The sequence below is a fragment of the Gelidibacter sp. genome (assembly GCF_035515035.1).
Lineage (GTDB): Bacteria > Bacteroidota > Bacteroidia > Flavobacteriales > Flavobacteriaceae > Gelidibacter.
In genome coordinates this window covers 1-25,991 of record NZ_DATJCA010000133.1, presented here as the reverse complement: position 1 = coordinate 25,991, position 25,991 = coordinate 1, and the positions used below count along the sequence as shown (strand labels likewise).

Genomic DNA, 25,991 nt, shown 5'->3' with positions numbered 1-25,991 from the left:
CCTTGCGGGGCAACAAGACTATTTTTGTGGAAACGCCCACAGATATCATTCGGATATAATTGAGGTTACGTGTACGGCTCTATTGAACTACTTTTAAGGACAATTTTAAAGTCAATTCTACTATGATAATGGTACCTATTATCATAAAATCCATGGATGTATTGGTGTGCGCGCACCTTTAGGAGTTGAGGTGCCTTTCCTCCAAAAGTAAGCCACGAAAGTTAGTAGGGGATAGGAGCAATTAGCAGGGTGGTACGATACGTTACGTGAGATAAGTCCAAAATAGGTTCAGCTAATAAATGTCCATAGGTCACAATAATTTAAACGGAGGCAAGGACATATAAGGCCTAATTGATTGTTAGTACACCTACTAGGAAAATCTTCACACAGCTAAACAAAAACGAACTTCAAAAGATAAATTGTCGAAAAGCCTAACGCTCCCTAATTTTTAAAACAGGGTATTTATTTTAAATACTGGATCAAAAATGCAATGACTAAACTCACCGCAAGTCCGATATTTACTTTTCCAAAATCTTTGGCAATGATGATGTAAGTGTATTTTATTTTCTTTTTATTCAATAGATATGTTATCGCTAATTCCCTTCCCGCTAAAATTCCAATAAACACCCAAGTAGTGCTCATTGGAATCGAGTTGAGGTTACCAAAAACAAATAGAAAAACACCATAGATGAGGTCGATAATCGTGGCAGAACGAATATTCTTGGTATTGGATTTCTGATTGACAATTTCCTGAATTTTACCGCCTCGTTTTCGGAAAATATATGCCATGATGAGAAGGATGCAGGTCAAGGATTTTAAGAGTTGCTCGAGGTTAAGTTTTCTTGGAAGAAAAACAAAGATATTTGCAAAATCCTGAATCAGCCATTGAGACCACAAAAAACCAGTAGAAAACCATTGGGCCATAAGCCAATAATGCCTCTTTTTCTGTTTGTCCAATTTATCCAGGGAAAAATTAGATTCAAATTTTCTTGAGATGACCACATAGACCAAAATGGCAAAAACAAACGAAATTGCATAACCATAGACCGATTTTAAAATCATTTTTTCTATAATCATTCCCGACGAAAAAATGCTTAAAATCATAAATGTCGTACTCACAGGGATTCCGTATCGAGTAATGGCCAATAGGGCAATGGGTGCTAGAAGATACCACCATTCTAATGTTTCTGGTAGGGGTATATTTGATAATCTGCCATAAGACACATCACCATCATTGATATACCAACCATAACAGAGTGTTACAGATAGAATGCTAATGGCAAAAAGCCAAAGCCACCACCATTTTACTTTAAAATTTGAAGAGATAAATGTACCAAGTGTTTGAATGACATCGTTGGCGATTACCGAGTAAGCTGAAATGATAAAGCCAAAATAACCAATGACCAGTTCCATAATAAAGTAAATAAAAGCACAACAAATGTAGTGGGAAATTGATATGATAAAATGCTCTATATAAAAGATTTTTATCAATTAATTTTTATGAATTTATTAACACATAATAGATTTACATTTGTCTAATAATTTTCTCAAAATGCTTGGCTTTAAGTGTTTTATTTGCAGCCTTTTTTTATGGCTGTCCTTCGGCTCTCCACAAAACTTTAATGGAGTCCCATCAACTATTGATAGCCAGACAGAGATTATTAATTCCACAACTGGCACTCTTCCTCAAGCCCTAATTATTGGTGGACATTTCCAAACACATCAGGCTAATTGGTCTGTTAAAACATTTAAAACTCCCTTCATTTCAAGTAATGACAAGGTATCGCTACCTACTGCCGAAACTTACGACTTTAAACTCCTTTATTTGGAGATTGGCAATTACATTCCTTTAAGATTAACATCAAGTAAAATCATCTTTCCTTTTCATTGTTTTACATAGACGATTGTCCAATTATTTCTTTTGAATTTGTTCCCGCGGTTTGGGAATACAGTCTCGTAATTGCTATTTCAGTCAAAAATCTAAAACCTAATTACAAAAATTAGTAAACCAAGGTTCGGCCATATTGAAAGTTGACCTTAAACAAGTCAAATCAATAGAAAATACAAACGCTTAAGAAAGAAAATTAACGTGCTGGAAAATGGCAGACCTTGATTGGGCAACATGGCATATTTATATTTTCAATACATCGGCAGCTTAATTCAGTTCAATCTATTATCGTAGGACCATAATCTTTTAAGGCTTTTTGGATTAAGACTCTGTTACGATTGATACCACTGAAAAAGCACTGCTTTGAATGTTTAAAATCGTTAAAATTAGTTTTCAACTATAACACCAATCGTATAAATACTCAAACTGTGGAAATCATCAATAATTTTTTGGAATTTGTTTTAAATCTTGACCATCATCTTTTGGAATTGGTTTTGGATTATGGGGTTTGGATTTATGTTATTCTATTCTTGATAGTATTTATGGAAACAGGGCTTGTGATTATGGCCTTTTTGCCAGGAGACATACTATTATTTACCGCAGGCACTTTTTGTGCAGGCATTCAGAATGATCTGGGACAGACGGCTGAATTAAATCTTTTTTTGACCCTGCTGCTTTTGGTTATAGCCGCAATTTTGGGAGATGGTGTCAATTACTATCTTGGTAAAACTATCGGTCTTAAAATACTCAACTGGAAACTAATCGATAAGCCAATCGTCAATCCTAAATTTATTCGCAAAACAAATCAATTCTATTTGAGACATGGACCAAAAACTATAATTATTGCTCGGTTTTTACCTGTTATTAGAACTTTTGCACCCTTTGTGGCAGGAATTGCAGAAATGTCCTATGCTAAATTTGTTCGCTATAATGTGGTTGGAGCAATTATATGGGTTTTTAGCTTGGTTTTACTTGGTTACTTTTTCGGAAATCTAACCATCGTTAAAAATAATTTTGAAAAGGTCATATTCGGAATTATGTTGCTATCAGTATTACCTATGTGTATTGAAATCATTAGAAATCACATGAAGAAAAACCAGCGTGTAATTAACAAAAAAAGCACTTAACTGATACATGGAACATCTAACACCTTGGATTGTATTAATATCCTTTTTGCTTGCGCTGTTGTTGATTGACTTTTTCATTTTGCACAAAAAGAACAGTGAAACTTCAATAAAGAGAGCGGTTTTTCAAACTGTTTTCTTTGTCACCAATGCCTTATTGTTTTCCGGGTTGATTTATTGGTTTTATGATACCTCTCTCGTGGCAAATGTCAATAACCTTGAACCAAGCCAGGCAGTAGTTAAATATTTAACAGGGTATCTTATTGAGCTCTCCTTAAGTGTTGACAATCTTTTTGTTATTGCCATCATCTTTACGTCATTTAAAATCCCAAAACAATATCAGCACCAATTGCTTTTTCTGGGGATTCTTGGAGCCATCGTATTTCGTGCCATATTGATTGGCATCGGATTGATATTATTGGAGAAAATTCATGGGATGAGTATTATTTTTGGGTTGTTCTTATTGTTTACGGCATTTAAAATGTTGAAAAAAGAGAGTGAACACAAGGATCTTCAGGAATCGAAGGGTGTTATGAAATTATTCCGATTCAGTAAAGAATTGGATGGTGGAAAATACATTACCAGAATAAATGGAAAACGGGTTTTTACAGCACTTTTTGGGGCGTTGCTTACGATAGAGTTTACCGATTTACTTTTTGCATTAGATAGTATTCCCGCAATTTTTGCTATAACAACAGATCCATTTATAGTCTATAGCTCAAATATATTTGCGATCCTGGGCTTAAGGTCACTTTACTTTTTTCTTTCAAATATGTTAGAGAAATTCGTTTATTTGAAATACAGCGTTTTTTCTATACTTATATTCGTTTCGCTTAAATTAATGACCGCCAGTTTGATTGAAATTCCCGAATGGTTTTCTCTCTTGTTTATCGCAGTGTCCCTTTCTGTAGGGATTTATGTGTCAACACTTAAATTTAAATCGGAGTAAGGCCAGTTGCCCACAAAGAACCGAGTCTAAAAAACAAGCTATCTCTCCATTAAATTTTCCCTAAAATGCTTTTAGGAGCCTATGATATATTTGCCTCAGTTTTGCAATATCAAAAAGCTTATTTAACAACGTATTGAATACATCAATCAAAGCGCATTATCATTGGGCATCAGTCATATTGGGTAACGTACATCGTTGACCTATTGGACAGCCACGAGAACAAAACTATTCCATTGAAAACTCCCACAAATATACATTTGTAAGAATAAAGACTGTAATCCAAAGTTATTTAAATAACTTTGTTTTCATAATGCATGGGGTGCCCTGATTATTCAGGGCTGAGATAATACCCAAGAACCTGATTTGGATAATGCCAACGTAGGGATGCACACTTAGGATACTTTCATTTCCATTGCACCACTATGTTGGCGTTAGAATAACGGTTTTAATTTTTAAAAGAATTATAACAATGGAAATAGAAAAAGTTAATCAGCAACTCGTTCCCGAGAACACACAAACCTGGCAAGGAAGATCCGAATGGTTCTTTAATCGAAAACACACCGACACTTACGAAGACTATTATGAAGGGCCATACAAGCGTGCCGAAGTGTGGCAGAAGAAGATTTTAGAACAACTTATTTCTAAAGATAAACGTGTCAATACCTTACTCGAATTTGGTTGTGGCACAACCCGTTTCACAAGATGGTGGAAAGACATTGGAATTGAAGCTACTGGAGGTGACATTTCTCCATTTATGCTGTCTCAAGCCTTGCATCGATTTGATGGCGACCTAGTGATGGCCGACTCCCATCATTTACCTTTCAAAGACCATACTTTTGATGCCATGGCCTTTATTACCACGTTTGAGTATTATAAAGATCCCGTAAAAGTTATTCGTGAAGCAGCAAGGGTTGCCCGACATGGCATTATAATGGGCATGATGAACCGCAACACGCCTAAATTAATCAGACGTAGAACCCAACAATTTTTTGGCAAGAATGCGTTTTATGAAACGGCCACTTTTTACACGCCTCAAAAACTTATAAAAGTTATAGATAAAGCTTTAAAAGGAAGGGATTATGATATTGAATGGAAAACAACCGGACTTCCAAAATGGTTTCCTGTTCAAGAGTGGAATTTACCCATTGGAGACTTCTTTGCATTGTATATAAAGTTTAATGACGAAGCATGAAAGCGCACACAGGAAAAATAACACATTCTGATTTTAAGCATTTTCTTCAAGGTAAATGTGGAAAAGAAAGACCGGAAGTTTACGTTGGACCCCAATTTGGTGTCGATGTGTCAGTTGTTGACCTGCCCAATGGTCAAGCAATGGCCATGGCAAGTGATCCACTTTCCCTTATACCTTCACTTGGGCTAAAAGAATCGGCTTGGCTCTCTGTACAGCTTACCGCTAACGATATTGCTACCACAGGATTTACACCTATGTACGGACAGTTTGTATTGAATTTACCTGCTCATTTTTCACCAAAAGATTTTAAAGTGTATTGGGATTACATCCATCAGTTTTGTTCGACGCTAGGAATCAGTATTACAGGTGGACATACCGGATTTGTTGAAGGGCAAAACTCAACCATTGTTGGTGGTGCAACTTTTATTACCATGGCACAAAAAGATCAGTTACTCATCTCAAAACTCGCGTCACCGGGAGATATAATACTAGTGACTAAGAGCTGTGCAATTTCCTCCACTGCTATCTTGGCGAAAAGTTTTCCACAAACCGTTAAAAACAAGGCCGGAATAGAGATTTTTCAAAATGCTTGCGCTTCCTTTTATGATATTTCTGTTATGAAGGATGCGTTAACCGCTGTACAGGACAAAACCGAGAAGAGCATTACCGCTATGCATGATGTGACTGAAGGGGGCGTTTTGGGGGCCATATATGAAATGGCTATAGCTTCGGGTAACGGAGCGCTCATAAATAATGACCAACTTCCTATTGAGGAAACTCAAGCTAAAGTTTGTGAAGTCTTTTCAATTGATCCTCGCTATTCTATTGGTGCCGGGGCCATGGTGATGACTTGTAAAAAAGAAGCTGTTCCGAAAATCCTAAGCCAATTCAAAGAAAATAACATTCCTTGTACTGAAGTTGGAGAAATTACGAAAAAAAATGAGGGTATTAAACTGTTAGAGAACGGAAGGATATCAGATTTAATTTATCAGCAAAAAAATCCTTATTGGGATGCTTTTTTTACCGCCATAAAATCAGACTGGAAATGATGAAGATAAAAAAGAAATCCATTCCATCTGGCATTTACTTAGTGGTTGATCCATCTATGGAAGAGCAGGTGTTATTGGATAAATTAGCCATAAGCCTTACTAAAGACATTGCTGCTGTTCAGATTTGGGATAATTTCAAAAATGTACATAATCCAACTGCACTTATTCAAAAAATTTGTTCTTTGTGCGCAAAGTATAACACGTTAGTCTTGATAAACAATCAATGGAAATATCTAAAAACAATGAATTTAGATGGTGTCCATTTTGACAAGCTTCCGAGTGATCTTAATGAAGTTAGGAGGACAATAAACAAAGAAATTATCATTGGCCTTACTTGTGGAAATAATTTGGACGCTGTTGAATGGGCCGCCAAAAACGCTATTGATTATATTTCCTTCTGCTCTATGTTTCCATCTTCAAGTATTGGTCATTGTGAAATAATCACTCATGAAACTGTTAAAAAAGCAGCTCAAATCTTCAATAAACCACTTTTTTTAGCCGGCGGGATCAATCCAGAAAATTTAAAGCAATTAGACGAATTAAATTACCAGGGTATCGCTGTAATATCAGGCGTTATGAATGTAGAAAATCCTGCCATAGCGATAGACAAATACCGAAAAAATATAAAACCAATAAAATGAGAATAGAAACGATAAAAAAATTATGCTGCCCTTTTGATAAATCAGATTTAACTTTGAGTATCATCACGAAAGATGAGCAGAATAACATCTTAGAAGGCCTCCTATCTTGTACCGCTTGCCAACGCGTTTACCCCATTGTAACTGGAATACCCATCATGAATCCTGATGAATATAGAGACTTTGATCGCGAACGCCCTATGCTTGAAAAATGGAACCAACTTTTGGAGACCGAACAAGGCGAAAACATCAAAATTATTGAAGGGAACCTAAAGACGATAGATTAGACTAATTATCAATGAATTTATAATCTGAGAAAAGGAGTTGTGCTAGCAAGGCTCTAAGACCGTATTCACAACTTTTTGTCAGATTTGGGGTGCAGTCAATGAAATAGTCTTGTTTCCCTACAGAAGGCCTTTCGTGTGGATTCTTTATTGGCGAGTGGATGCGCTCCAGAACGAGAGCCCTTTTTAATTTGGTAGGGTTAAGGCGTTAAGTGCAGTTAAATGAACATGAGTCCATGGGATAATTAAGTTTAACAGTTGTATTCAATATTCAAGCATTTAAGAAAAATAATGAATTCGTTTGAATTAGAGTAAAATATAAAAGATATATAACAGATCTTCATATATATCTTAAATTGGCTGTATAGTGAACATTAAGTTCATTATACCATTGTTGCCACCAATTTAAAAATAAATGTCTTATTATTTTTTGGCCTTACTTATCATCTTATTGGTTAACTATTTTATTAGTTCAAAACGAAAAGGTGGATTTATAATGGCATGATGTTTTCTTGGAAAGTTTGTTTGCCATGAGGTCATTGTGATATTTAAAAAGGTCTGTCATGGAATGGTTAGCCTTGTCTTCGCCTAAAATTCGCGCTTTCACAAACTGTTTGGTGACTACGTGGTGCTCATTCTTCAGTTAAATCAACTAAATACTGTATGATTAAAATTAAGTCACTTTTTTGACCGATTGACCACTTGTGAACGAATGAGATAATAAAAGGATATCAATTGAATGGGCCGAAAAACAAAAAACCTCGCTAAAATAAATTAGCGAGGTTTTGTAGTATTGGTGCTTCCACCGTGTGACCCGACTGGGGCTCGAACCCAGGACCCTAACATTAAAAGTGTTATGCTCTACCAACTGAGCTATCGAGTCATTTCTTCAATGAGGGTGCAAATATAAAACGTTTTATTAATAATCAAACCCTTTCTTTGAAAAATTTTTTGTTTTTTTGTTGAGCCGTTGGCTATGTTTTTAAGAATCAATTTATAAGCTGTTGTATGAATATTGTTTTAATTGGATATATGGGGTCTGGAAAATCCACAATTGGAAGGAAATTGGCGGAAATCGTCGATTTCAAATTTGTAGACTTGGATGATTACATTCAAAAAAAGGAGAATATGAGCATTCCACAGATTTTCGAAACTAAAGGTGAAATTTATTTCAGGAAAAAAGAACATCTGTATTTGAAGGAAGTTCTTCAGCTAAACAATATAATTTTGTCACTTGGAGGGGGAACACCATGTTACGGTAGCAATATGGCCGCCATTTTGGATGCTGAGGACACGCATAGTATTTATTTGAAGAGTTCAATTCCGAGCTTAGTCCAAAGGCTGACTCCTGAAAAAGCACAGCGCCCTTTGATTGCACATCTTAAAACGGATGAGGAATTGATCGAGTTTATTGGGAAACATCTTTTTGAGCGTTCTTTCTATTATAACCAAAGCAAGCAAACCGTGGTTACGGACGGTAAAAGTATAGCAGCTATTGCCGAAGAAATTGTAGCTGGCTTATTTTAAGAAGGCCTCGTAGACTTTTCCTGATAAAACGACCTCTACATGCTCATGTAGTGATGTGGAGAGGGAAATGCCCTTAAAATCTGCTTTAACCGGAAACTTCTTATGATTTCTATTCACTAGTACTGCCGTCTTGAATTGTTTCAATGGAACATCCAAGAAATGCTTTACCCCATAAATGAGCGTGCTCCCCGAATTGAGAACGTCGTCAATAAGTACAATGGATTTGTTGGTGTAATCTGATGCGGGAACGGAAGTAATAATAGGGGTAAGGGGATTTTTTTTATCAATGGTTACTCTACACAACACCGATTTTAAATCGGAGATTTTATCGAGATTGGATTTTAGTTTCTCGGCCAGGATGTAGCCATTGGTATCAATTCCTGCTAAAATAACTTCAGTGCCATCCACATTACTTTCATAAATCTGGTAGGCAATGCGTCTTATTTTATGGTTGATCTCCTGATGGCTGAGTATGGTTTGTTTTGATGTGGTCATTTGGTTCTTGTTTTTTCAAAGATAAATAAAGTGTTCTTTTTAATCGTCATCGGTAGTCTCATAAAAATCGTCAATATCGCGTCGGTCTTTTTTGGTTGGTCTGCCAACCCCTTTTTTGCGATAGTAATCTTTGGAGAACTTTAAGAGTTCTTGCGCTTCAAAAGCTTCTTTTGGTGTAATATCTTTTCTGTAAATATCAACAAGTTTGGCACCAACACGATTTGGCGGAATGTCATTAACGATGAGTTGGTAATTGATCTGATCTTTGCGTAATTCTATCTTATCGGTAGCATAAACTTCCCGGCTGGGTTTGACCGCCTGACCGTTAATTTTGATATGTCCTTTTTTGCAAGCTTCTGTGGCAATGGTGCGTGTTTTATAGTATCTTACACACCAAAGAAATTTATCGATTCGCATATTTAAATTTTTAAAACTACGTTAATGTTGTTGTGCAAACATATTATATTATCGTATCTTGCCGGCAAAAATAAGCAATATTGAAACATTCTTTGACAGCTCATTTTGTTTGCTCAATTTAATGATTTTAAGTGTATTGTGATTTGCTTTTAAAAATGAATAAAATTAAATTGATGAAATTAAAAACCTACGTCTTCTCAACTTTATGTTTTTTAGCCTTATTATCTTCTTGTAAAAAAGACGATGACAATTCTTTCGAATTAGTTCCAGAACGAGACCGCACTGAACAGCAATTGGCTGATTTTGATTCTTTACAGAATTATTTGAAAACCCATTATTACAACCGTGCGACCTTTGCAGAACCTGGAGATCACAGTATTTCTGAGATCATTATTAAGGAATTGCCAAAAGATGACAGCGGTAATTATTTGGATATGCCAGATCCTGACAACAATCAAATGTTGAGTGTTGCGGTTGATATTGACAATCCGAAAACAACAAAATTTCAAGGTGTAGAATATCAGTTTTATATTTTAGAACTTAATGAAGGTGGGGGAGTGAATCCGAATTTTCCTGATAATGTAAGAATGAATTATGAGGGATTTTTTCCAAATGGAACCACCTTTGACAGCAGTGTGACACCGATAAATCTAGATCTTATGGAGCTAATTCCCGGATGGAGAGAGGTTATTCCTCAATTTAAAACTTCTGAAGGATTCGTCGAAAATAGTGATGGAACCGTAACCTATAGTAACTATGGCCTTGGAGTCATGTTCCTACCTTCTGGATTGGGTTATTATGCTACCCCAAAAGGTAGTGTGCCTGCATATGCAAATTTGAATTTTAAGTTCGAATTATTCCAGACAGAAATCAATGACCATGATGGTGATGGCATCCCTTCTTATATGGAAGATTTGAATGGTGATAAGAATCTCTTTAATGACGATACTGACGGCGACGGCATTGCAAACTTTTTGGATTCCGATGATGATGGCGACCGTATATTGACCAAAAATGAGTTGACCAGACAGACCTATATTGTAGATACCAACAATGGAGAACAGGAGCCTACACTTGCCGAGTACGAGTTTTTAAGAAGTCGTACTGAAACTAATGGCATTATTACCATTAAAACCTTGAAGTTTGTAGATTCTGACGGGAATGGCGTTTGGGACCATCTTCAAAAAGATATTAAAAAAGATTACAGTCTAGAGGAATAAATAATTCGAGATCTGATTCTTCCGAATTAAATAGAAAAAAAGGCTATCATTTTTAATGTGATAGCCTTTTTTTGTGCTTATAGAGCAAACGATATGCCTAAGATCAGTTGTTCAGGTCTTGTGTCAATCCTGCTTTCAGGAACGCCAAAAGTCGCCATGTTCTCACTTAAGCCTTTCTCATATCTTAAATCAACACCAAAGCCGTTGAAATTAAGTGCAATTCCAAAATTAAGTCCAACGCTAAACTCATTCTCAATATCCTTAATGGTAATGTCTTCAAATTTGGAATCCACGATATATTGAAAGGATGGACCTGCAAAAACGCTTACCGGACCAATAATCTTTAATCCCAGCAACATTGGGGCATCAATTTTTTTCATTTTAAAATCGCTCTTGTCATATTCACTTTTGGTTTGTGTATAGACCACTTCCGGTTTAAAATAAAATCGATTTCCAATTTTTCCGTAGAGACCTACATGAAACCCTACGTTTTTGTCCGGATTTTTTGCATTGGCCTCAATAGATTTAAAATACTTGCCATTGCCATTATAATTTAAACCTGCTTTAATTCCGAAGCCATCGCCATTTTGGGCCGTGGTGGAAAAGGTAAAAGCCGCTACGGCAAAAGTTGCCAAAAAGAAGTTTTTCCTACTTTTACTTTTGAAATGTTCTTGAAAGATTTTTAAAATTTTCATAATTATCGTTTTTAAGTTTGATGTTCGATATAATCAAAAACGCTGCCAGAGGTATTTTATTTTGGTCTGTGTTTTTAATTTCTCCGTAAAAAAAAAGGCTCTCTTTAAAATAAAGAAAGCCCAATATCGCTATTAATGTGTTGATGAGATGCAATTATTGCTCTAAAAGTGAACTCAATCAGCAATCCATTTATTTTTTTCTTTGGATGACTTTTTCAGCAGCTTTAATGATAGAAGCGCTGTTTAAGCCGTATTTGTCCATTAACTGTGCTGGCGTTCCGGATTCTCCAAAAGTATCTTGCGTCGCCACAAACTCTTGTGGTGTTGGATGGTTCAATGATAAGACACGAGCTACACTTTCTCCTAAACCTCCAAGGTAATTGTGTTCTTCAGCCGTAACCACACATCCTGTTTTTTTAACCGATTTTATAATGGCTTCATCATCCAAAGGTTTGATGGTGTGAATGTTGATGACTTCTGCCGAAATACCTTTTTCGTTTAGCGCTTTTGCTGCTTCAAGCGCTTCCCAGACCAAATGTCCAGTGGCAACGATGGTTACATCTGTACCTTCTGTTAATTGTAGCGCTTTTCCAATTTCAAATTTTTGATTTTCTGGCGTAAAATTAGGCACTGATGGACGACCAAAACGTAAATAAACTGGACCTTGATGCTCAGCAATGGCAATCGTCGCCGCTTTTGTTTGGTTGTAATCGCAAGTATTAATGACCGTCATTCCCGGTAACATTTTCATCAATCCGATATCTTCTAAAATTTGGTGGGTGGCACCGTCTTCACCAAGAGTCAACCCAGCGTGTGAGGCACAAATTTTGACGTTTTTATCAGAATAAGCTACACTCTGTCTGATTTGATCGTAAACACGACCGGTTGAAAAGTTGGCAAAAGTTCCTGTAAAAGGAATTTTTCCACCAATTGTAAGACCAGCGGCCATTCCAATCATATTGGCTTCGGCAATTCCTACTTGAAAGAAACGCTCTGGATGGTTCTTTTTAAAATCGTCCATTTTTAACGAGCCAATCAAATCGGCACAAAGTGCAACAACTTTTTCGTTGGTTTGTCCCAATTCTGTCAATCCCGCTCCAAATCCTGAACGTGTGTCTTTATTTCCTGTATTTGTATATGTTTTCATAGTAATGCCCACGAAAGTGGGTATCTGTTTAATTATTTCTCTGAATTTTATTAACTCTTCCTGTTGTGCTGGGCACAATCGAAAAGAATTTTTATAGGTGATATCAATATCTAGTCAATCATTTTATTTGCTGCCGACTGCCGACTGCTGACTGCCCCACTTAATTAATAATCCCCTAAAGTCTCCGCATTCTGTTCCAATCCGATAGCCAATTGCTCATCGTTTGGCGCTTTTCCATGCCATGCGTGGGTGTGCATCATAAAGTCAACACCGTTGCCCATGACCGTTTTTAAAAGGACACATACAGGTTTTCCTTTTCCTGTTTTTGATTTGGCATCCGCCATTCCTTCTAAAATTGCTTCTATATTATTGCCTTGGTTGATTTCTACAACCGTCCATCCAAAGGCTTCAAATTTATCTTTAACACTGCCCATTGGCAATACATCATCCGTTGATCCGTCAATCTGCTGTCCGTTAAGATCAATGGTAGAGATTAAATTATCTACCTTATTTCCTGCGGCATACATGATCGCTTCCCAGTTTTGGCCTTCCTGAAGTTCACCGTCACCGTGCAAACTGTAGATCAAATGCGAATCGTTGTTCAGTTTTTTCGCCTGAGCCGCACCGATGGCCACAGACATGCCTTGGCCCAAAGACCCTGAAGCCACACGAATACCAGGTAATCCTTCATGCGTAGTTGGATGGCCTTGTAATCGGGAATCAATCAATCTAAATGTATTGAGTTCCTCTACCGGAAAATAGCCCGTTCTTGCCAATACGCTGTAAAATACAGGAGAGATGTGACCGTTTGAAAGAAAGAATAGATCTTCGCCTATACCGTCCATATCAAAAGTATCCTTTCTGTCCATAATCTCCTTGTACAGCGCTACAAAAAATTCGGCGCATCCTAAAGAACCTCCCGGATGTCCAGAATTCACCTTGTGTACCATACGGAGAATATCTCTACGTACCTGTGTTGTTAAATCTTCTAATTGTTGTGTGTTTGACATTTTATAAAAGTTAGTTTTACCGTGCAAAAGTAGCCTTTTAAACCCCCAAATCAAAGTTGAATTTCGCGCACTTATTAACGAATGTTGTTGTTTTGCTAACAATCACAGGTCTAATTTTTGAAGGGATTATGAGGTGGGTTGGTTTTGAAGAAAAATGGTTAGGAAGGAAATAGTTTCTCTTTAACAGAATTTTTAAAGTTTTCTTAAGAGGTCCTTAACTTAATTGCCGCATTGTTTATCTTTGCCAGCTATTCCCAACTTTTAAGGGCCTAGATAGGATGTCTCAATTAATATTCTGAGGCTAATAATTGCAATTTTTAAAAATTTAATGACCTCTTCCTTCAATTTGGAAATTTTCAATTTGAACTAAAAAAAAGATGTAGGTTTGCCACGTATGAAATTTGAATTAAAAGGAAAAGACCCTCGAAGTAAGGCGAGGGCAGGAAAACTGACTACAGACCATGGTGTTATTGAAACACCTATTTTTATGCCAGTAGGTACGGTAGGTTCCGTAAAGGGCGTACACCAAAGAGAACTTAAAAATGATATCAATGCAGATGTCATCTTAGGCAATACGTACCATCTTTATTTGCGTCCACAAACAAGAATTCTGGAACAGGCTGGGGGCTTGCATAAATTTATAAATTGGGACCGTAATATTTTAACGGATTCGGGAGGGTATCAAGTCTATTCTCTCTCTGCAAACCGGAAAATCAAAGAAGAAGGGGTCAAGTTTAAATCGCATATTGATGGCAGTTACCATACGTTTACGCCAGAAAATGTGATGGAAATCCAACGTGTTATCGGTGCCGACATTATCATGGCATTCGACGAATGTACACCCTATCCCTGCGATTATAATTATGCCAAAAGGTCCATGCACATGACCCACCGTTGGTTGGACCGATGTATCAACCATTTGGAGAAACTCCCTTTCAAATATGGCTATGAGCAAAGCTTTTTTCCAATTGTTCAAGGCAGCACCTATAAAGATCTACGTGCACAATCTGCCGAGTATATCGCAAATACGGGTGCCGTAGGGAATGCTATTGGCGGACTGTCAGTAGGGGAACCTGCAGAGGAAATGTACGCGATGACCGAAGTGGTTTGTGAAATCCTTCCAGAAGATAAACCGCGCTATTTAATGGGCGTAGGGACCCCAATCAATATTCTTGAAAATATTGCGTTAGGTGTCGATATGTTTGATTGTGTCATGCCAACCCGTAATGCCAGAAACGGGATGCTTTTTACGGCTCACGGTTCCATAAATATCAAAAACAAAAAATGGGAAGATGACTTTTCGCCGTTGGATGAGATGGCTATGACTTATGTTGATACGGAATATTCCAAAGCGTATTTACGTCATTTATTTTCGGTCAATGAACGCTTGGCCATGCAGATTGCTACGATTCATAACCTCGGATTTTATATGTGGTTGGTCAGGGAAGCTAGAAAACATATCTTAGCAGGAGATTTTAGAACCTGGAAAGATATGATGGTGAAACAGATGGATAAACGGTTGTAAGTTTTGAGTTTAAAGTTCAGAGTTCAGAGTTCAAAGTTGTGGTTTTGGGAATTTAAATGATAATTAGGAATTGAGGTTAGAGGATAAAGGATAGAAATAATAGGAATAAAAAATAAATAATAACAATAATCAATAGCAACATACTTTGAAAATCCTTGATTGGTACATATTAAAACGCTATCTCCTCACGTTCTTGATGATGTTGTTGCTGTTTATTCCTATTGGAATTACGGTCAATCTTGCTGAGAAGATTGGCAAAATCCTAGAGAATAAAGTACCTTTTTGGGAAGTGGCCTTATACTATCTCAATTTCACCATCTATTTCGCCAATTTATTATTTCCGATATTTTTATTCCTTTCGGTGATTTGGTTTACTTCCAAATTGGCCAATAACACTGAGATTGTGGCTTTTTTAAGCTCCGGGGTTTCCTTTTCCCGTTTTTTAAGACCCTATATTATTGGCGCCACCATCATTTCCATATTTGCCATGATCTTGGGATTTTATTTGGCACCCATTGCCAGTCAGGGGTTCAATGAATTCTCCTATAAATATCTGAAAAGTGCAAGGCATCAGGATCCCGGGCAGAATATTTTTCGGCAGATCAACGATACTGATTTTATCTATGTGAGTAGTTTTGACAAGATTAAAAAAACGGGTTTTAATTTCACTTTGGAGCATATTGAAAATGACGAAATGAAATATAAGATTTTTGCTAATTCCATTGTTTACTCTGAAGCAGATAGTACCTATAAATTATTTAACTATTTCAAGCGCACCATAACGGATAAAGGCGATCTCATTGAAACGCAACGAAGGCTTGATACCGTTCTTCCTTTTGATTTGGAAGATTTAATGCCTGTCAATTACATTGCAGAAACAAAGCCCTATTCGGAATTGGTCGATTTTATAAATAAAGAAAAAGCCAGGGGATCTTCAAATATTGGACGGTATGAGATCGTAAAATATAAAAAGTGGAGCTTGCCTGTGGCCGTATTTATTCTAACCATAATTGCCGTATCAGTTTCCTCAATTAAGAGAAGGGGAGGGATGGGCGTCAACTTGGCCTTTGGTATTACAACCGCCATGGTGTATGTGTTTTTTGACAAGGTTTTTGGAGTATTGGCTGAGCAGTCTGACTTTTCGCCATTAGTGGCCGCATGGCTTCCAAATGTAGTTTTTGGTATTTTAGCTGTCATTCTCCTCTATAATGCAAAACGATAAATTCAAGAATTATCTGCACCTTCATTTTTTAGTGTTTATTGCTGGCTTTACTGCTATTTTAGGACAGTTGATTACTATTGGCTCGATTCCATTAGTTTGGTATCGCATGTTGATGGCCGGCTTGCTGATGTTTTTTTATATCAAGTTTATTAAGTTAAAAATAAAGGTTGATCAGCGCACCATGCTGAAGTTCTTTGGCGCAGGCATCATCATCGCGTTGCACTGGATTACCTTCTTTGAAGCCATCAAGCAATCCAATATCTCCATCACCCTCGCTATGTTTTCTACAGGCGCCTTTTTTGCTTCTTTTATTGAACCCTTGTTTTATAAGAGACGCATTATATGGTACGAAATTCTGTTCGGGGTTATTGTGGTGATTGGGGTGTTTCTCATCACCCATGGCGAGTTAAGATATATTAACGGAATTATTCTTGGTGTGGTTTCCGCCTTACTGTCAAGCCTATTTGCAGTAATTAATGGCACCTTTATAAAGACACATTCTGCAACGGTCATCTCCTTCTATGAATTTATTAGTGGGGTGGTATTCTTAACGCTGTTTATCCTGATTTTTAAGGGCGGATTCGACGCGGGGTTTTTCAAGCTTTCTGCTGCCGATTTGATTTTTCTTTTCGTTTTGGCTTCTATTTGTACGGCTTATGCCTTTATTGGAATCGTTAAAGTGATGCGATTTATCAGTCCCTACACCGTGGTACTTTCGTATAATTTAGAACCTGTTTATGGAATTACTTTAGCCCTAATATTATTTCCTGAAACAGAAAAAATGGGCCCTCATTTTTATTACGGTGCCATTTTGGTCCTACTGTCAGTGGTGATGGATGCCGTATTCAAGAATGTGATCTCGCATAGGGCTAAAAAACGAAAGGGCTACAAAGTGGATTAATACTTACGAGTTACTTTGATTATCCTTACCTTTGTGCGGCCGGTCAATAAATACTTATTTTTTCATAATGTAGTTTTATCTTAACGGAAAAAAATACGTAGGTTTGTAGGCTAACTAATAATTAAAACTTAAATTTCTATGGAGTATTTAGAATTTGAGCTTCCCATAAAAGAACTAGAGGATCAATTGTCAAAATGCCGAGTGATTGGTGAAGAAAGTGATGTTGACGTGACCCAAACTTGTGAACAAATTGAGAAGAAGCTCCTGGCTACAAAGAAAGATATCTATAAAAATCTTACGGCATGGCAACGTGTTCAATTATCACGCCATCCAAATAGACCTTATACTTTAGATCATATTAGAGCCTTATGCGGTGATTCTTTTTTGGAGTTGCATGGCGATAGAAATGTGAAGGATGATAAAGCGATGATTGGCGGATTGGGTAAAATTGGCAATCAGTCCTATATGTTTATCGGGCAGCAAAAGGGTTACAATACCAAGACCAGACAATACCGTAACTTTGGGATGTCAAATCCAGAAGGCTATCGCAAAGCCTTGCGATTGATGAAATCTGCTGAAAAATTCAAATTGCCAGTGGTCACTTTAATTGACACCCCCGGTGCGTACCCAGGATTGGAAGCGGAAGAGCGCGGCCAAGGCGAGGCTATTGCAAGAAACATTCTAGAAATGACCCGTTTAAAAGTACCGATTATCTGTGTGATCATTGGTGAAGGCGCGTCTGGCGGTGCTTTGGGCATTGGTGTTGGAGATCGTGTACTGATGATGGAAAATACCTGGTATTCGGTCATCTCTCCAGAATCTTGTTCGTCTATTTTATGGCGTAGTTGGGAATATAAGGAACAGGCTGCAGAAGCCTTAAAACTTACGGCTCCCGATATGAAAAAAATGAAATTGGTAGATGATATTATCAAAGAACCACTTGGCGGCGCACACACCAATCGTGAAGAAGCTTTTTTAGCAGTTAGAAAGGCAATCGAAAAATCTTTCGACGAACTTAAAAACTTATCACCAAAAGAATTGGTACAAAAGCGTATGGATAAATATGCTGATATGGGGGTTTATAAATAACAATCCCCAAATACATTAACAAAAATTAAAACTGAAGTTAATGGCTTCGGTTTTTTTTGGCCTTATTAACAATATTATGGAGTTATCAACAGTTAGATTGTTGATGACCTGTTAAGATTGAAGAGCGCCAAAATAGCTACTTTACTTACAATTTATTTATTTTCGCATTCATGAAACAACCAAATCAAATACAGGGCTATAAAGTGGACAAAAGCACAATTATTAGCTTAGAAAAAGGAAAGATTCCGCCACAAGCTCTTGATTTAGAGGAAGTTGTTCTCGGGGCAATGATGATTGACAAAAAAGGTGTTGATGAAGTTATCGATATTTTAAGTCCTGACGCGTTCTATAAAGACGCCCATAAGCACATCTTTGAGGCTATTTTTAAGTTATTCGAAAACAGTGAACCTGTCGATTTATTAACCGTTTCCAGCCAGCTCAAAAAAGATGCAAAGCTGGAGCTGGTAGGGGGCGATTTTTACCTGATTTCTTTGACCCAACGCGTGTCTTCTTCGGCGCATATCGAGTTTCATGCGCGTATTATTCTTCAGAAGTTCATTCAGCGTAGTTTGATCAAGATCTCTAATGAGATTATTGAAGATGCCTACGATGAAACCAAAGATGTTTTCGATCTTTTGGACCAAGCCGAGGCCAAACTTTATGAAGTGACCCAAGGAAATATCAAGAAATCTACGGAAACTGCCCAAAGTTTGGTGATTCAAGCGAAAAAGAAAATTGAGGATATATCCAATAAGGAAGGTTTGAGCGGGATTCCGTCAGGCTTTGATAAGTTGGATAAACTCACTTCGGGATGGCAAGAAAGTGATTTGATCATTGTGGCGGCACGTCCTGGGATGGGTAAAACAGCCTTGACCTTGTCTATGGCTCGAAACATTGCGGTTGAACATAATATCCCCGTAGCCTTTTTCTCTCTGGAGATGGCTTCAGTACAATTGATCACACGTTTGATTTCTAGTGAAACAGGCCTGTCTTCAGAGAAGTTAAGAACTGGAAAACTTGAGAAACACGAATGGGAGCAATTAAACGTCAAAGTAAAGGCGTTAGAGAAAGCACCTTTATTTATTGATGACACCCCTTCACTATCTATTTTCGACTTACGCGCAAAGGCCCGACGTTTGGCTTCCCAATATGGTATTAAGATGATCATTATTGATTATTTGCAGTTGATGACTGCTGGGGGAAGCCAGAAGGGAGGAAACAGGGAGCAGGAAATATCGACAATTTCCCGTAACCTCAAAGCCTTGGCAAAGGAATTAAGCCTTCCAGTAATTGCGTTGTCCCAACTCTCGCGTGCGGTTGAAACCCGTGGTGGAAGTAAAAGGCCGTTGCTATCAGATTTACGTGAATCTGGAGCGATTGAGCAGGATGCGGATATTGTATCGTTTATCTACAGGCCAGAATATTACAAAATTGACGAGTGGGACGATGAAGAACGCTCTCCAACAGAAGGGCAGGCCGAATTTATTGTCGCCAAACACAGAAACGGTGGCTTGGAAAATATCCGATTGAAATTTATTGGACATCTTGGTAAGTTTGATAATCTTGATGATTTTGATACACCTTTTGGCGAATTTCACTCCAAAATGAATGCGGCTGCCAATGATAACTCGTTTAAATCCAGTAATTTTCCGTCGGCATCCGATGCTTTTGATCCGCCTTCAATGGATGACGACGACGACAATGATGTTCCATTTTAAAATCTTAAGTTTTTCTTTAATTACCTTAGCGGTTTAAGATTATCTTTGCAGATCGATAATTAGAAAAAAGCCATGGAGAAAAGACGTACAACAAATTTATTATTGCTGGTAATTGTTGTGCCACTTGTTTTTTATTTGTTGAAGATTCTTTCGTTTATCTTCATTCCATTGGTTTTTTCCATGTTTATAGCACTCTTATTTTTACCGGTCATGCGTTGGTTGGGTAAAAAGGGCGTTCCAAAATTTCTCAGTATTATAATTGTTGTTCTTCTTATTTTAATGGGCCTGGCAATTACCGCGGAATTGATCCATTTATCCAGTAAGCAGATTATGTCAGCTGATAGCACTTTTTTTAAGGAAGCAGAAGTAAAACTAAGAGGTTTAAAAGATTCATTGGAATCATTTTTTGGTGTTGAATTAGGTAAAAATGGAAGCATTATGGCCCAATTGGCAGAGACTAAAAACATTGGATCTGTGGTTGGCTTCTTGGGCAGTTTCATCAGTATGGCTTTAACAACGGCATTTTTTACGGTGCTTTGGTTGGCAGAATCCATCAATATCCAAAAGTTATTACACGTCACTTTGTTGAAACGAAAACACACTTCGATCAAAACCTTTCTTAAAATCGAAAATGATTTGATCACGTTCATCAAAGTGAAATTTTTGGTGAGTTTGGGAACGGGCATCTTTACAGGTCTTGCCTGCTTGTATTTTGATGTGAGCTTTCCCATTTTCTGGGGCCTTTTTGCCTTTGTGATCAATTTTGTGCAAATGATCGGCTCGTTTATTGCCGTAATCAGTTTGTCTATTTTTGCCTTTGTTGAATTGGACCCTACCAGCACATTGTTCTTCTTTATTTTGGCTATCTCTTTGGTTCAGATTCTTTTTGGATCAATTTTAGAACCTATTTTTATGGGGAAATCCTTTTCCATCAATATTATAGCTGTTCTGGTGATGCTCATGTTTTGGGGTTATATCTGGGGAATTGCAGGGATGATTATGTCCATTCCAATTACCGTTTTCTTAAAAATTATTCTTGAGCAATTCCCAAATACGAAAATCATAGCCAGTCTGCTTTCTGGCAAGAATCAAGATTATTAAAACTCAATTATCCAATATTTTCTTAAAGCATTTTAGGGACGCTTAATTTTTGTTTATCTTTCCAATGATCAATGGACTTCCATTTCATAGAAGTGCAATACGTCCTTAGTAATCAATAGTCATCACATTCTTTTATAACCCCAAGTTATTTTGAAAAAAGCAGTACTTATTTTATTTTTTGTTCTTGCAAGCGTGCCATCTTTCGCGTCTTACATTCTTATACCTATGGATGCTGAAGGACAGAAAAACCACTTAAAAGCTTACGGAATGACCTATTGGGCACTCGAAAAGCAATTAAAGGTAAAATGGTTGCTCAATTATAGAGGAGGCTCCTTTTTATTGCCAGATGTGGCAGAGATTCAAAGGGAATGTCAAATAAGAGGGATTTCTTTTGAGGTTATTTCAGATGCCAAGACCGAAGAAATTTTAGCATTTATCAGTAGCCCTTCGCAGAATATGGAGTCGGTTGTTCTTGAAAAAGCACCAAAAATAGCTGTTTACTCCCCCAAAAGCAACCCACCTTGGGATGATGCCGTTACTTTGGTTTTGACTTATGCCGAAATCCCTTATGAAACCATTTACGACGAAGAAGTATTGGATGATGGCCTTTTGCTTTACGATTGGTTGCACCTCCACCACGAAGATTTTACAGGACAGTATGGCAAGTTTTATAGAACCTATAAATCTGCAGCCTGGTATATTGAAGAAAAAAAACAAGCAGAAGCACTGGCCGCCAAATTGGGATACACCAAGGTTTCGGAGCAAAAATTGGCGGTAGCCTTAAAAATTCGTGATTATGTGGTTGGTGGCGGATTTATGTTTGCTATGTGCAGCGCTACCGATAGTTTTGATATTGCATTGTCTGCAGAAGGTGTGGATATCTGTGAACCCATGTTTGATGGTGACGCCAGTGAACCTAACTATCAAAGTAAGATTGATTACAGTAAAACCTTCGCGTTCAAGGATTTTATTTTGGAAAGAAATCCTAATATCTACGAGTTTTCGTCCATTGATATGACTTCCAAGCGTCAAATTCCTATGTTGACGGACTATTTCACCTTAATGGATTTTTCAGCCAAATGGGATCCTATTCCTACCATGTTATGTCAAAACCACACTGCTTTGGTCAAAGGTTTTATGGGTCAAACAACCTCCTATACGAGAGAGGAAATTAAATCAAACGTGTTAATTATGGGTGAAAACAAAACCAACGGAGAAGCCAAATACATCCATGGGATTAAAGGAAAAGGCTTTTTCACCTTTTATGGAGGCCATGATCCTGAAGATTACACGCATAAAGTTGGCGATCCTAAAACCGAATTGGAACTGCATCCAACCTCTCCAGGATACCGATTGATCTTAAATAATGTCTTATTTCCTGCGGCTAAAAAGAAAAAACAGAAGACCTAATAGCAAATGACGCTTAAATTTTTGCGAAAGTTGGGATCTAATGTTGTAGTTTTTTATATTTTACAGCGGAACTCCAATATGAAACCAATGATAAATTGGTGCAGGTTTACCACGAGGATTTTTTGATTAAGGAAACTTCTTTCGATAATGCTCTAATAAACGATCACATGTACAGCGCCTTTTGCTGTCAAATGAGCGCTTAAAGAACCGTAATATTTCTTATTTTTAGATTGAAATAAAATCTCATATTATGTCCACTAAAGAAACTATTCTGAATAAGATTCAAATTCTAATCTCCAACAGTTTCAAAACACCAGAAGAAGCTTTTGCGTTTTTTGATAATGATAAAGACGGCAGGTTATCTAAGAAAGAAATCGCCGAGCTTTTAAAAAAGGCAGAAATCAGCGGATTGATAAGAGGTTTGGTGACCACCAAACTTATTGATGGCTACGACAAGGACGGCGATGGATTGGTCGATTGGAAAGAGTTTAAGGCGGCCATTGATGAAATTAAAGAATAAGCGCTAACATTTACATGAATGCTATACTACATTAAACAATTTTTTAGACTATTCTTTTCTTCGGTATTATATTGGTCGTTTGCATTTTGCTTTTTTATCCTCATTCGCTATTTAGGAAGAGAGCAGGAGCAAGTAAATGCACTACAAACCAGTAAGGTTTACCCCCTGTCAGAATATCTTTTATTTGGGGTTGTTTTGGGCGTTATGGTGGCCATTGTCTATACCATTGTAGAATATATTTTCGATAAATTCCTATCCAAAACTTTAAACCTGGGTTTGATTCTGCTTGTAAAATCGATTATTTACTTAATCTTTCTGATTTTTTCGCTGAGTTTTATGGCGTATTTGGCTGAAGATTATCTTAATGTCGATTTTCCAAATCATAGAGGATGGTGGATTTCCAATAAATTGTTTTGGATGGTCACCGCTTATTTCATTATTTGTTCATTGTTATTTTCGTTTATTCGATTGGCCAATGATAAGTTTGGAAAGGGGATCATGTTTAAAATGCTCATTGGCAGATATAAGAATCCGCGTGAAGTGGACAGGATATTCATGTTTTTGGATTTAAAATCGTCTACAACACATGCTGAAGAACTCGGGCATTTAAAATATAGCCAACTCATCCAGGATTGCTTCTTTTATTTGAATAAGATTATCAATAAATACGATGCTGAAATTTACCAATATGTTGGGGATGAAGCGGTATTGAGTTGGACACCCAAGCGAGGAATCAGAGGTCTTAACTGTATTAATCTGTTCTTTGATTTTGAAAGAAAATTAAAGAGACATTCCAAATATTATCAGAGTAAGTACGGGGTTCAACCCGAGTTCAAAGCAGGTTTGCACACGGGTAAAATTATTATTGCTGAAGTTGGCACCGTAAAAAAGGAATTGGCTTATCATGGTGATGTCATCAATTCTACCTCTCGTATTCAGGAGAAATGTAACGAGTACAATGAATCCTTGCTCATTTCTGATGATTTATTTCAGAAGCTCAATCTGGACAATAAATACGAAGCCATTTCTTTGGGAGATGAATTATTGGAAGGTAAAACAGAGGAACTCAAAATTTATGCTATTCATAAAAGATAGCTTTAAGTTGTGCAAGAAAGCCAATCAAGACTAATGGAAATGTTCGAAACTGAAAAATTAGTGGTTAGGAGTCTTGAAAGTAAAGACAAAAACCACTTTATTGAATTGCTTTCTGATCCTAAAATTATTGACCCAATTCCCCAATCAAGACTTTCTGAAGCTCAGGTTTTAGATAAATTCCATGAGAATTTGAATTTGGAATGGCAGGATTTACATCGCGAAAAATATACTTGTGGAATCTTTGAAAAAGGCAATCCTGAGATGATTGGACTCTGTTTGTTTTTAACCAATGATGAAAAGGATAAAGAGTTAGGCTATCGTTTTAGATTTAATTATTGGGGAAAGGGATACGGATCAGAAATTGCACGAGGAATGATAGATTATTATTTTGACACGTTAAATGCTCAAAAGGTCGCAGCCGACGTCAACACGGAAAATATTGGGTCGGTAAGAATCTTAAAGAAATTCATGACACCTGTGAAGGAGTTTTATAATGAAGAACGTCAGTGTAGGGTTAGGCGATATAGCATTGAAAAGAAGAACTGGCTACGATAGCTCCGCAAGCTTTTTCTTTCACTTTAAACCGGAAAGAGAGGTGCAGTAGGTTTACGTGGGAGAATGTTGAATCACTTTGGTTTTATTTGATAGGGCTTTCTTCTGCAGGCATTAAAGCGTATAACACACGCGTATAAGTAGTGCCTTATAGTATCACAGGATAACGCTATCATTGGCCGTTAAGAAACATGTCATAACTACTGGAGGGTTACAAATATCCCTTTAGAAATAACCATACAGTTTTGCCCCGTGTCAAAAAAAAATCCGATTCAATTAAGAATCGGATTTTTTATAAGCGAATAGTGTTTGTTATTTTGGCGAAACGCCTATTTTTTTATTTTTTTGGCAATGGCTTCAAAAGCATCTGGATGGTTCATTGCTAAATCGGCAAGGACCTTACGGTTCAATTCGATGTTGTTAGCTTTGATTCCTCCCATGAATTTTGAATAAGACATTCCGTGAATTCTGGCTGCTGCGTTAATACGCGTAATCCATAATGAGCGGAAATTTCTTTTCTTTACCCTACGGTCTCTGTACGAATATAACATCGCTTTGTCAACCGCATTTTTGGCTACTGTCCAAACGTTTTTACGTCTTCCAAAGTATCCTTTTGCTTGTTTAAGAACCTTTTTTCTTCTGGCTCTTTTTGCTACTGAATTTACTGATCTTGGCATTTCTTAATTGTTTTTTGTAGTAGGCGGTCTATTATACTGACACTTTGTCCTATTAACTTTGCAAATCATTAATCTGCACTCGTTAATCGTTTGAGCCTAACTCCAGGGTTTATAAATTTGTTTTAACCAATTAAAATGATGTTACTTTAAACGTAACATGATTTTAACATTATTCATGTCGGCCTCGTGAACTAACGTCCATTTGGTCAAGGCTTTCTTACGCTTTTTAGATTTTTTTGTCAAGATATGACTCTTAAAAGCGTGCTTTCTTTTAATCTTCCCAGTGCCCGTTACTTTAAAACGTTTCTTAGCACTAGATACTGTTTTCATTTTCGGCATTTTCTCCTAAATTTTAATTTACTTTTCGCTTATTATCTTCATACACCTTATCACAGGTGTGATGTTTACTCATTTTATTCCGATGGCTAAGTTTGGAAACTGAACCTGTCGAAATTATTTCTTTTTAGGTGCGATGAACATCGTCATACGCTTTCCTTCAAGTCTTGGCATTTGTTCAACCTTACCATACTCTTCAAGGTCTTGGGC

General features: G+C 37.1%; 26 protein-coding genes, 1 tRNA gene, 1 pseudogene and 1 riboswitch. Of the genes and pseudogenes, 18 read left to right on the top strand and 10 right to left on the bottom strand.

What is annotated here, in order from left to right:
* Positions 1-462: 462 nt before the first annotated feature.
* Positions 463-1,413, bottom strand: coding sequence for a hypothetical protein (locus tag VLZ86_RS11080; protein WP_325451290.1), 951 nt, complete (start codon positions 1,411-1,413; stop codon positions 463-465).
* 903 nt (positions 1,414-2,316) lie between these two features.
* Here VLZ86_RS11080 and VLZ86_RS11075 point away from each other — a divergent pair.
* From VLZ86_RS11075 to VLZ86_RS11050, 6 genes are all read left to right on the top strand, one after another.
* Positions 2,317-3,015 carry a VTT domain-containing protein gene (locus VLZ86_RS11075; protein WP_325451288.1) on the top strand — a complete coding sequence of 233 codons (699 nt, stop codon included), beginning with the start codon at positions 2,317-2,319 and terminating at the stop codon, positions 3,013-3,015.
* A 7-nt stretch (positions 3,016-3,022) separates the two neighbouring features.
* A complete protein-coding gene (locus VLZ86_RS11070; RefSeq protein ID WP_325451286.1) occupies positions 3,023-3,961 on the top strand; it encodes a TerC/Alx family metal homeostasis membrane protein in 939 nt (312 codons plus the stop codon).
* A gap of 305 nt (positions 3,962-4,266) precedes the next feature.
* Positions 4,267-4,363, top strand: a riboswitch (TPP riboswitch).
* A 67-nt stretch (positions 4,364-4,430) separates the two neighbouring features.
* Complete coding sequence (locus tag VLZ86_RS11065) at positions 4,431-5,153, top strand: class I SAM-dependent methyltransferase (protein ID WP_325451284.1); 723 nt, start codon at positions 4,431-4,433, stop codon at positions 5,151-5,153.
* Positions 5,150-6,202, top strand: a complete 1,053-nt coding sequence (locus tag VLZ86_RS11060; protein WP_325451282.1) for an AIR synthase family protein — start codon at positions 5,150-5,152, stop codon at positions 6,200-6,202. The genes VLZ86_RS11065 and VLZ86_RS11060 overlap by 4 nt, the downstream gene beginning before the upstream one ends.
* Entirely contained in the window at positions 6,199-6,843 is a 645-nt protein-coding gene (locus tag VLZ86_RS11055; RefSeq protein WP_325451280.1) for a thiamine phosphate synthase, read from the top strand. Before VLZ86_RS11060 ends, VLZ86_RS11055 begins: the two co-directional genes overlap by 4 nt.
* Positions 6,840-7,127, top strand: coding sequence for a Trm112 family protein (locus VLZ86_RS11050; protein ID WP_325451278.1), 288 nt, complete (start codon positions 6,840-6,842; stop codon positions 7,125-7,127). The genes VLZ86_RS11055 and VLZ86_RS11050 overlap by 4 nt, the downstream gene beginning before the upstream one ends.
* 807 nt (positions 7,128-7,934) lie before the next feature.
* On the opposite strand, the gene VLZ86_RS11045 is transcribed toward VLZ86_RS11050, so the two are convergent.
* Positions 7,935-8,007: transfer RNA gene (locus tag VLZ86_RS11045), tRNA-Lys, on the bottom strand.
* Positions 8,008-8,132: 125 nt separating this feature from the next.
* On the opposite strand from VLZ86_RS11045, the gene VLZ86_RS11040 reads away from it, so the two are divergent.
* Entirely contained in the window at positions 8,133-8,651 is a 519-nt protein-coding gene (locus tag VLZ86_RS11040) for a shikimate kinase (RefSeq protein WP_325451276.1), read from the top strand.
* Here the strand turns inward: VLZ86_RS11040 and VLZ86_RS11035 are convergent.
* A complete protein-coding gene (locus VLZ86_RS11035; RefSeq protein WP_325451274.1) occupies positions 8,643-9,146 on the bottom strand; it encodes a phosphoribosyltransferase family protein in 504 nt (167 codons plus the stop codon). The two genes, VLZ86_RS11040 and VLZ86_RS11035, sit on opposite strands and share 9 nt — an antisense overlap.
* A 39-nt stretch (positions 9,147-9,185) precedes the next feature.
* Positions 9,186-9,563: an RNA-binding S4 domain-containing protein gene (locus VLZ86_RS11030; protein ID WP_325451272.1), complete on the bottom strand. Its 378-nt coding sequence runs from the start codon at positions 9,561-9,563 to the stop codon at positions 9,186-9,188.
* A gap of 155 nt (positions 9,564-9,718) precedes the next feature.
* Here VLZ86_RS11030 and VLZ86_RS11025 point away from each other — a divergent pair, with 155 nt between their 5' ends.
* Entirely contained in the window at positions 9,719-10,783 is a 1,065-nt protein-coding gene (locus tag VLZ86_RS11025) for an FKBP-type peptidyl-prolyl cis-trans isomerase (protein WP_325451269.1), read from the top strand.
* A 77-nt stretch (positions 10,784-10,860) separates the two neighbouring features.
* Here VLZ86_RS11025 and VLZ86_RS11020 read toward each other — a convergent pair whose 3' ends face one another.
* The 3 genes from VLZ86_RS11020 to VLZ86_RS11010 all read right to left on the bottom strand — a co-directional run bounded on the left by VLZ86_RS11020 (position 10,861) and on the right by VLZ86_RS11010 (position 13,635).
* Positions 10,861-11,478, bottom strand: a complete 618-nt coding sequence (locus VLZ86_RS11020) for an outer membrane beta-barrel protein (RefSeq protein WP_325451267.1) — start codon at positions 11,476-11,478, stop codon at positions 10,861-10,863.
* Positions 11,479-11,668: 190 nt separating this feature from the next.
* Positions 11,669-12,625, bottom strand: a complete 957-nt coding sequence (locus VLZ86_RS11015; protein WP_325451265.1) for a transketolase family protein — start codon at positions 12,623-12,625, stop codon at positions 11,669-11,671.
* 164 nt (positions 12,626-12,789) lie between these two features.
* Entirely contained in the window at positions 12,790-13,635 is an 846-nt protein-coding gene (locus tag VLZ86_RS11010; RefSeq protein ID WP_325451263.1) for a transketolase, read from the bottom strand.
* Between the two features lie 394 nt (positions 13,636-14,029).
* Here VLZ86_RS11010 and tgt point away from each other — a divergent pair, with 394 nt between their 5' ends.
* The 10 genes from tgt (at position 14,030) to VLZ86_RS10960 (ending at position 24,771) form a co-directional block, all read left to right on the top strand.
* Positions 14,030-15,160: a tRNA guanosine(34) transglycosylase Tgt gene (gene tgt, locus VLZ86_RS11005; RefSeq protein WP_325451261.1), complete on the top strand. Its 1,131-nt coding sequence runs from the start codon at positions 14,030-14,032 to the stop codon at positions 15,158-15,160.
* 145 nt (positions 15,161-15,305) lie between these two features.
* Complete coding sequence (locus VLZ86_RS11000) at positions 15,306-16,382, top strand: LptF/LptG family permease (RefSeq protein ID WP_325451259.1); 1,077 nt, start codon at positions 15,306-15,308, stop codon at positions 16,380-16,382.
* Positions 16,369-17,283 (top strand): DMT family transporter, encoded by a 915-nt coding sequence (locus VLZ86_RS10995; RefSeq protein WP_325451257.1) that lies wholly within the window; start codon positions 16,369-16,371, stop codon positions 17,281-17,283. The genes VLZ86_RS11000 and VLZ86_RS10995 overlap by 14 nt, the downstream gene beginning before the upstream one ends.
* 138 nt (positions 17,284-17,421) lie before the next feature.
* Positions 17,422-18,372, top strand: a complete 951-nt coding sequence (locus VLZ86_RS10990; protein WP_325451253.1) for an acetyl-CoA carboxylase carboxyltransferase subunit alpha — start codon at positions 17,422-17,424, stop codon at positions 18,370-18,372.
* 170 nt (positions 18,373-18,542) lie between these two features.
* The gene (gene dnaB / locus VLZ86_RS10985; protein ID WP_325451251.1) at positions 18,543-20,090 is read left to right on the top strand and encodes a replicative DNA helicase; all 1,548 of its coding nucleotides are present in this window, start codon (positions 18,543-18,545) and stop codon (positions 20,088-20,090) included.
* Between the two features lie 72 nt (positions 20,091-20,162).
* Positions 20,163-21,191, top strand: a complete 1,029-nt coding sequence (locus VLZ86_RS10980; RefSeq protein ID WP_325451249.1) for an AI-2E family transporter — start codon at positions 20,163-20,165, stop codon at positions 21,189-21,191.
* A 225-nt stretch (positions 21,192-21,416) separates the two neighbouring features.
* Positions 21,417-22,601, top strand: coding sequence for an asparagine synthetase B (locus tag VLZ86_RS10975; RefSeq protein ID WP_325451292.1), 1,185 nt, complete (start codon positions 21,417-21,419; stop codon positions 22,599-22,601).
* A gap of 250 nt (positions 22,602-22,851) precedes the next feature.
* A complete protein-coding gene (locus VLZ86_RS10970) occupies positions 22,852-23,121 on the top strand; it encodes an EF-hand domain-containing protein (protein WP_325451247.1) in 270 nt (89 codons plus the stop codon).
* Between the two features lie 18 nt (positions 23,122-23,139).
* The gene (locus tag VLZ86_RS10965) at positions 23,140-24,216 is read left to right on the top strand and encodes an adenylate/guanylate cyclase domain-containing protein (RefSeq protein ID WP_325451245.1); all 1,077 of its coding nucleotides are present in this window, start codon (positions 23,140-23,142) and stop codon (positions 24,214-24,216) included.
* 9 nt (positions 24,217-24,225) lie between these two features.
* On the top strand, positions 24,226-24,771 hold the full coding sequence (locus VLZ86_RS10960) for a GNAT family N-acetyltransferase (protein ID WP_325451243.1): 546 nt from the start codon (positions 24,226-24,228) through the stop codon (positions 24,769-24,771).
* 326 nt (positions 24,772-25,097) lie between these two features.
* Here VLZ86_RS10960 and rplT read toward each other — a convergent pair whose 3' ends face one another.
* From rplT to VLZ86_RS10945, 3 genes and pseudogenes are all read right to left on the bottom strand, one after another.
* Positions 25,098-25,445 carry a 50S ribosomal protein L20 gene (rplT, locus tag VLZ86_RS10955; protein ID WP_325451241.1) on the bottom strand — a complete coding sequence of 116 codons (348 nt, stop codon included), beginning with the start codon at positions 25,443-25,445 and terminating at the stop codon, positions 25,098-25,100.
* Positions 25,446-25,586: 141 nt separating this feature from the next.
* Positions 25,587-25,784, bottom strand: a complete 198-nt coding sequence (rpmI, locus tag VLZ86_RS10950) for a 50S ribosomal protein L35 (protein ID WP_129018980.1) — start codon at positions 25,782-25,784, stop codon at positions 25,587-25,589.
* A gap of 114 nt (positions 25,785-25,898) precedes the next feature.
* Positions 25,899-25,991 (bottom strand): annotated as a pseudogene (locus VLZ86_RS10945) (translation initiation factor IF-3); the annotation flags it as partial.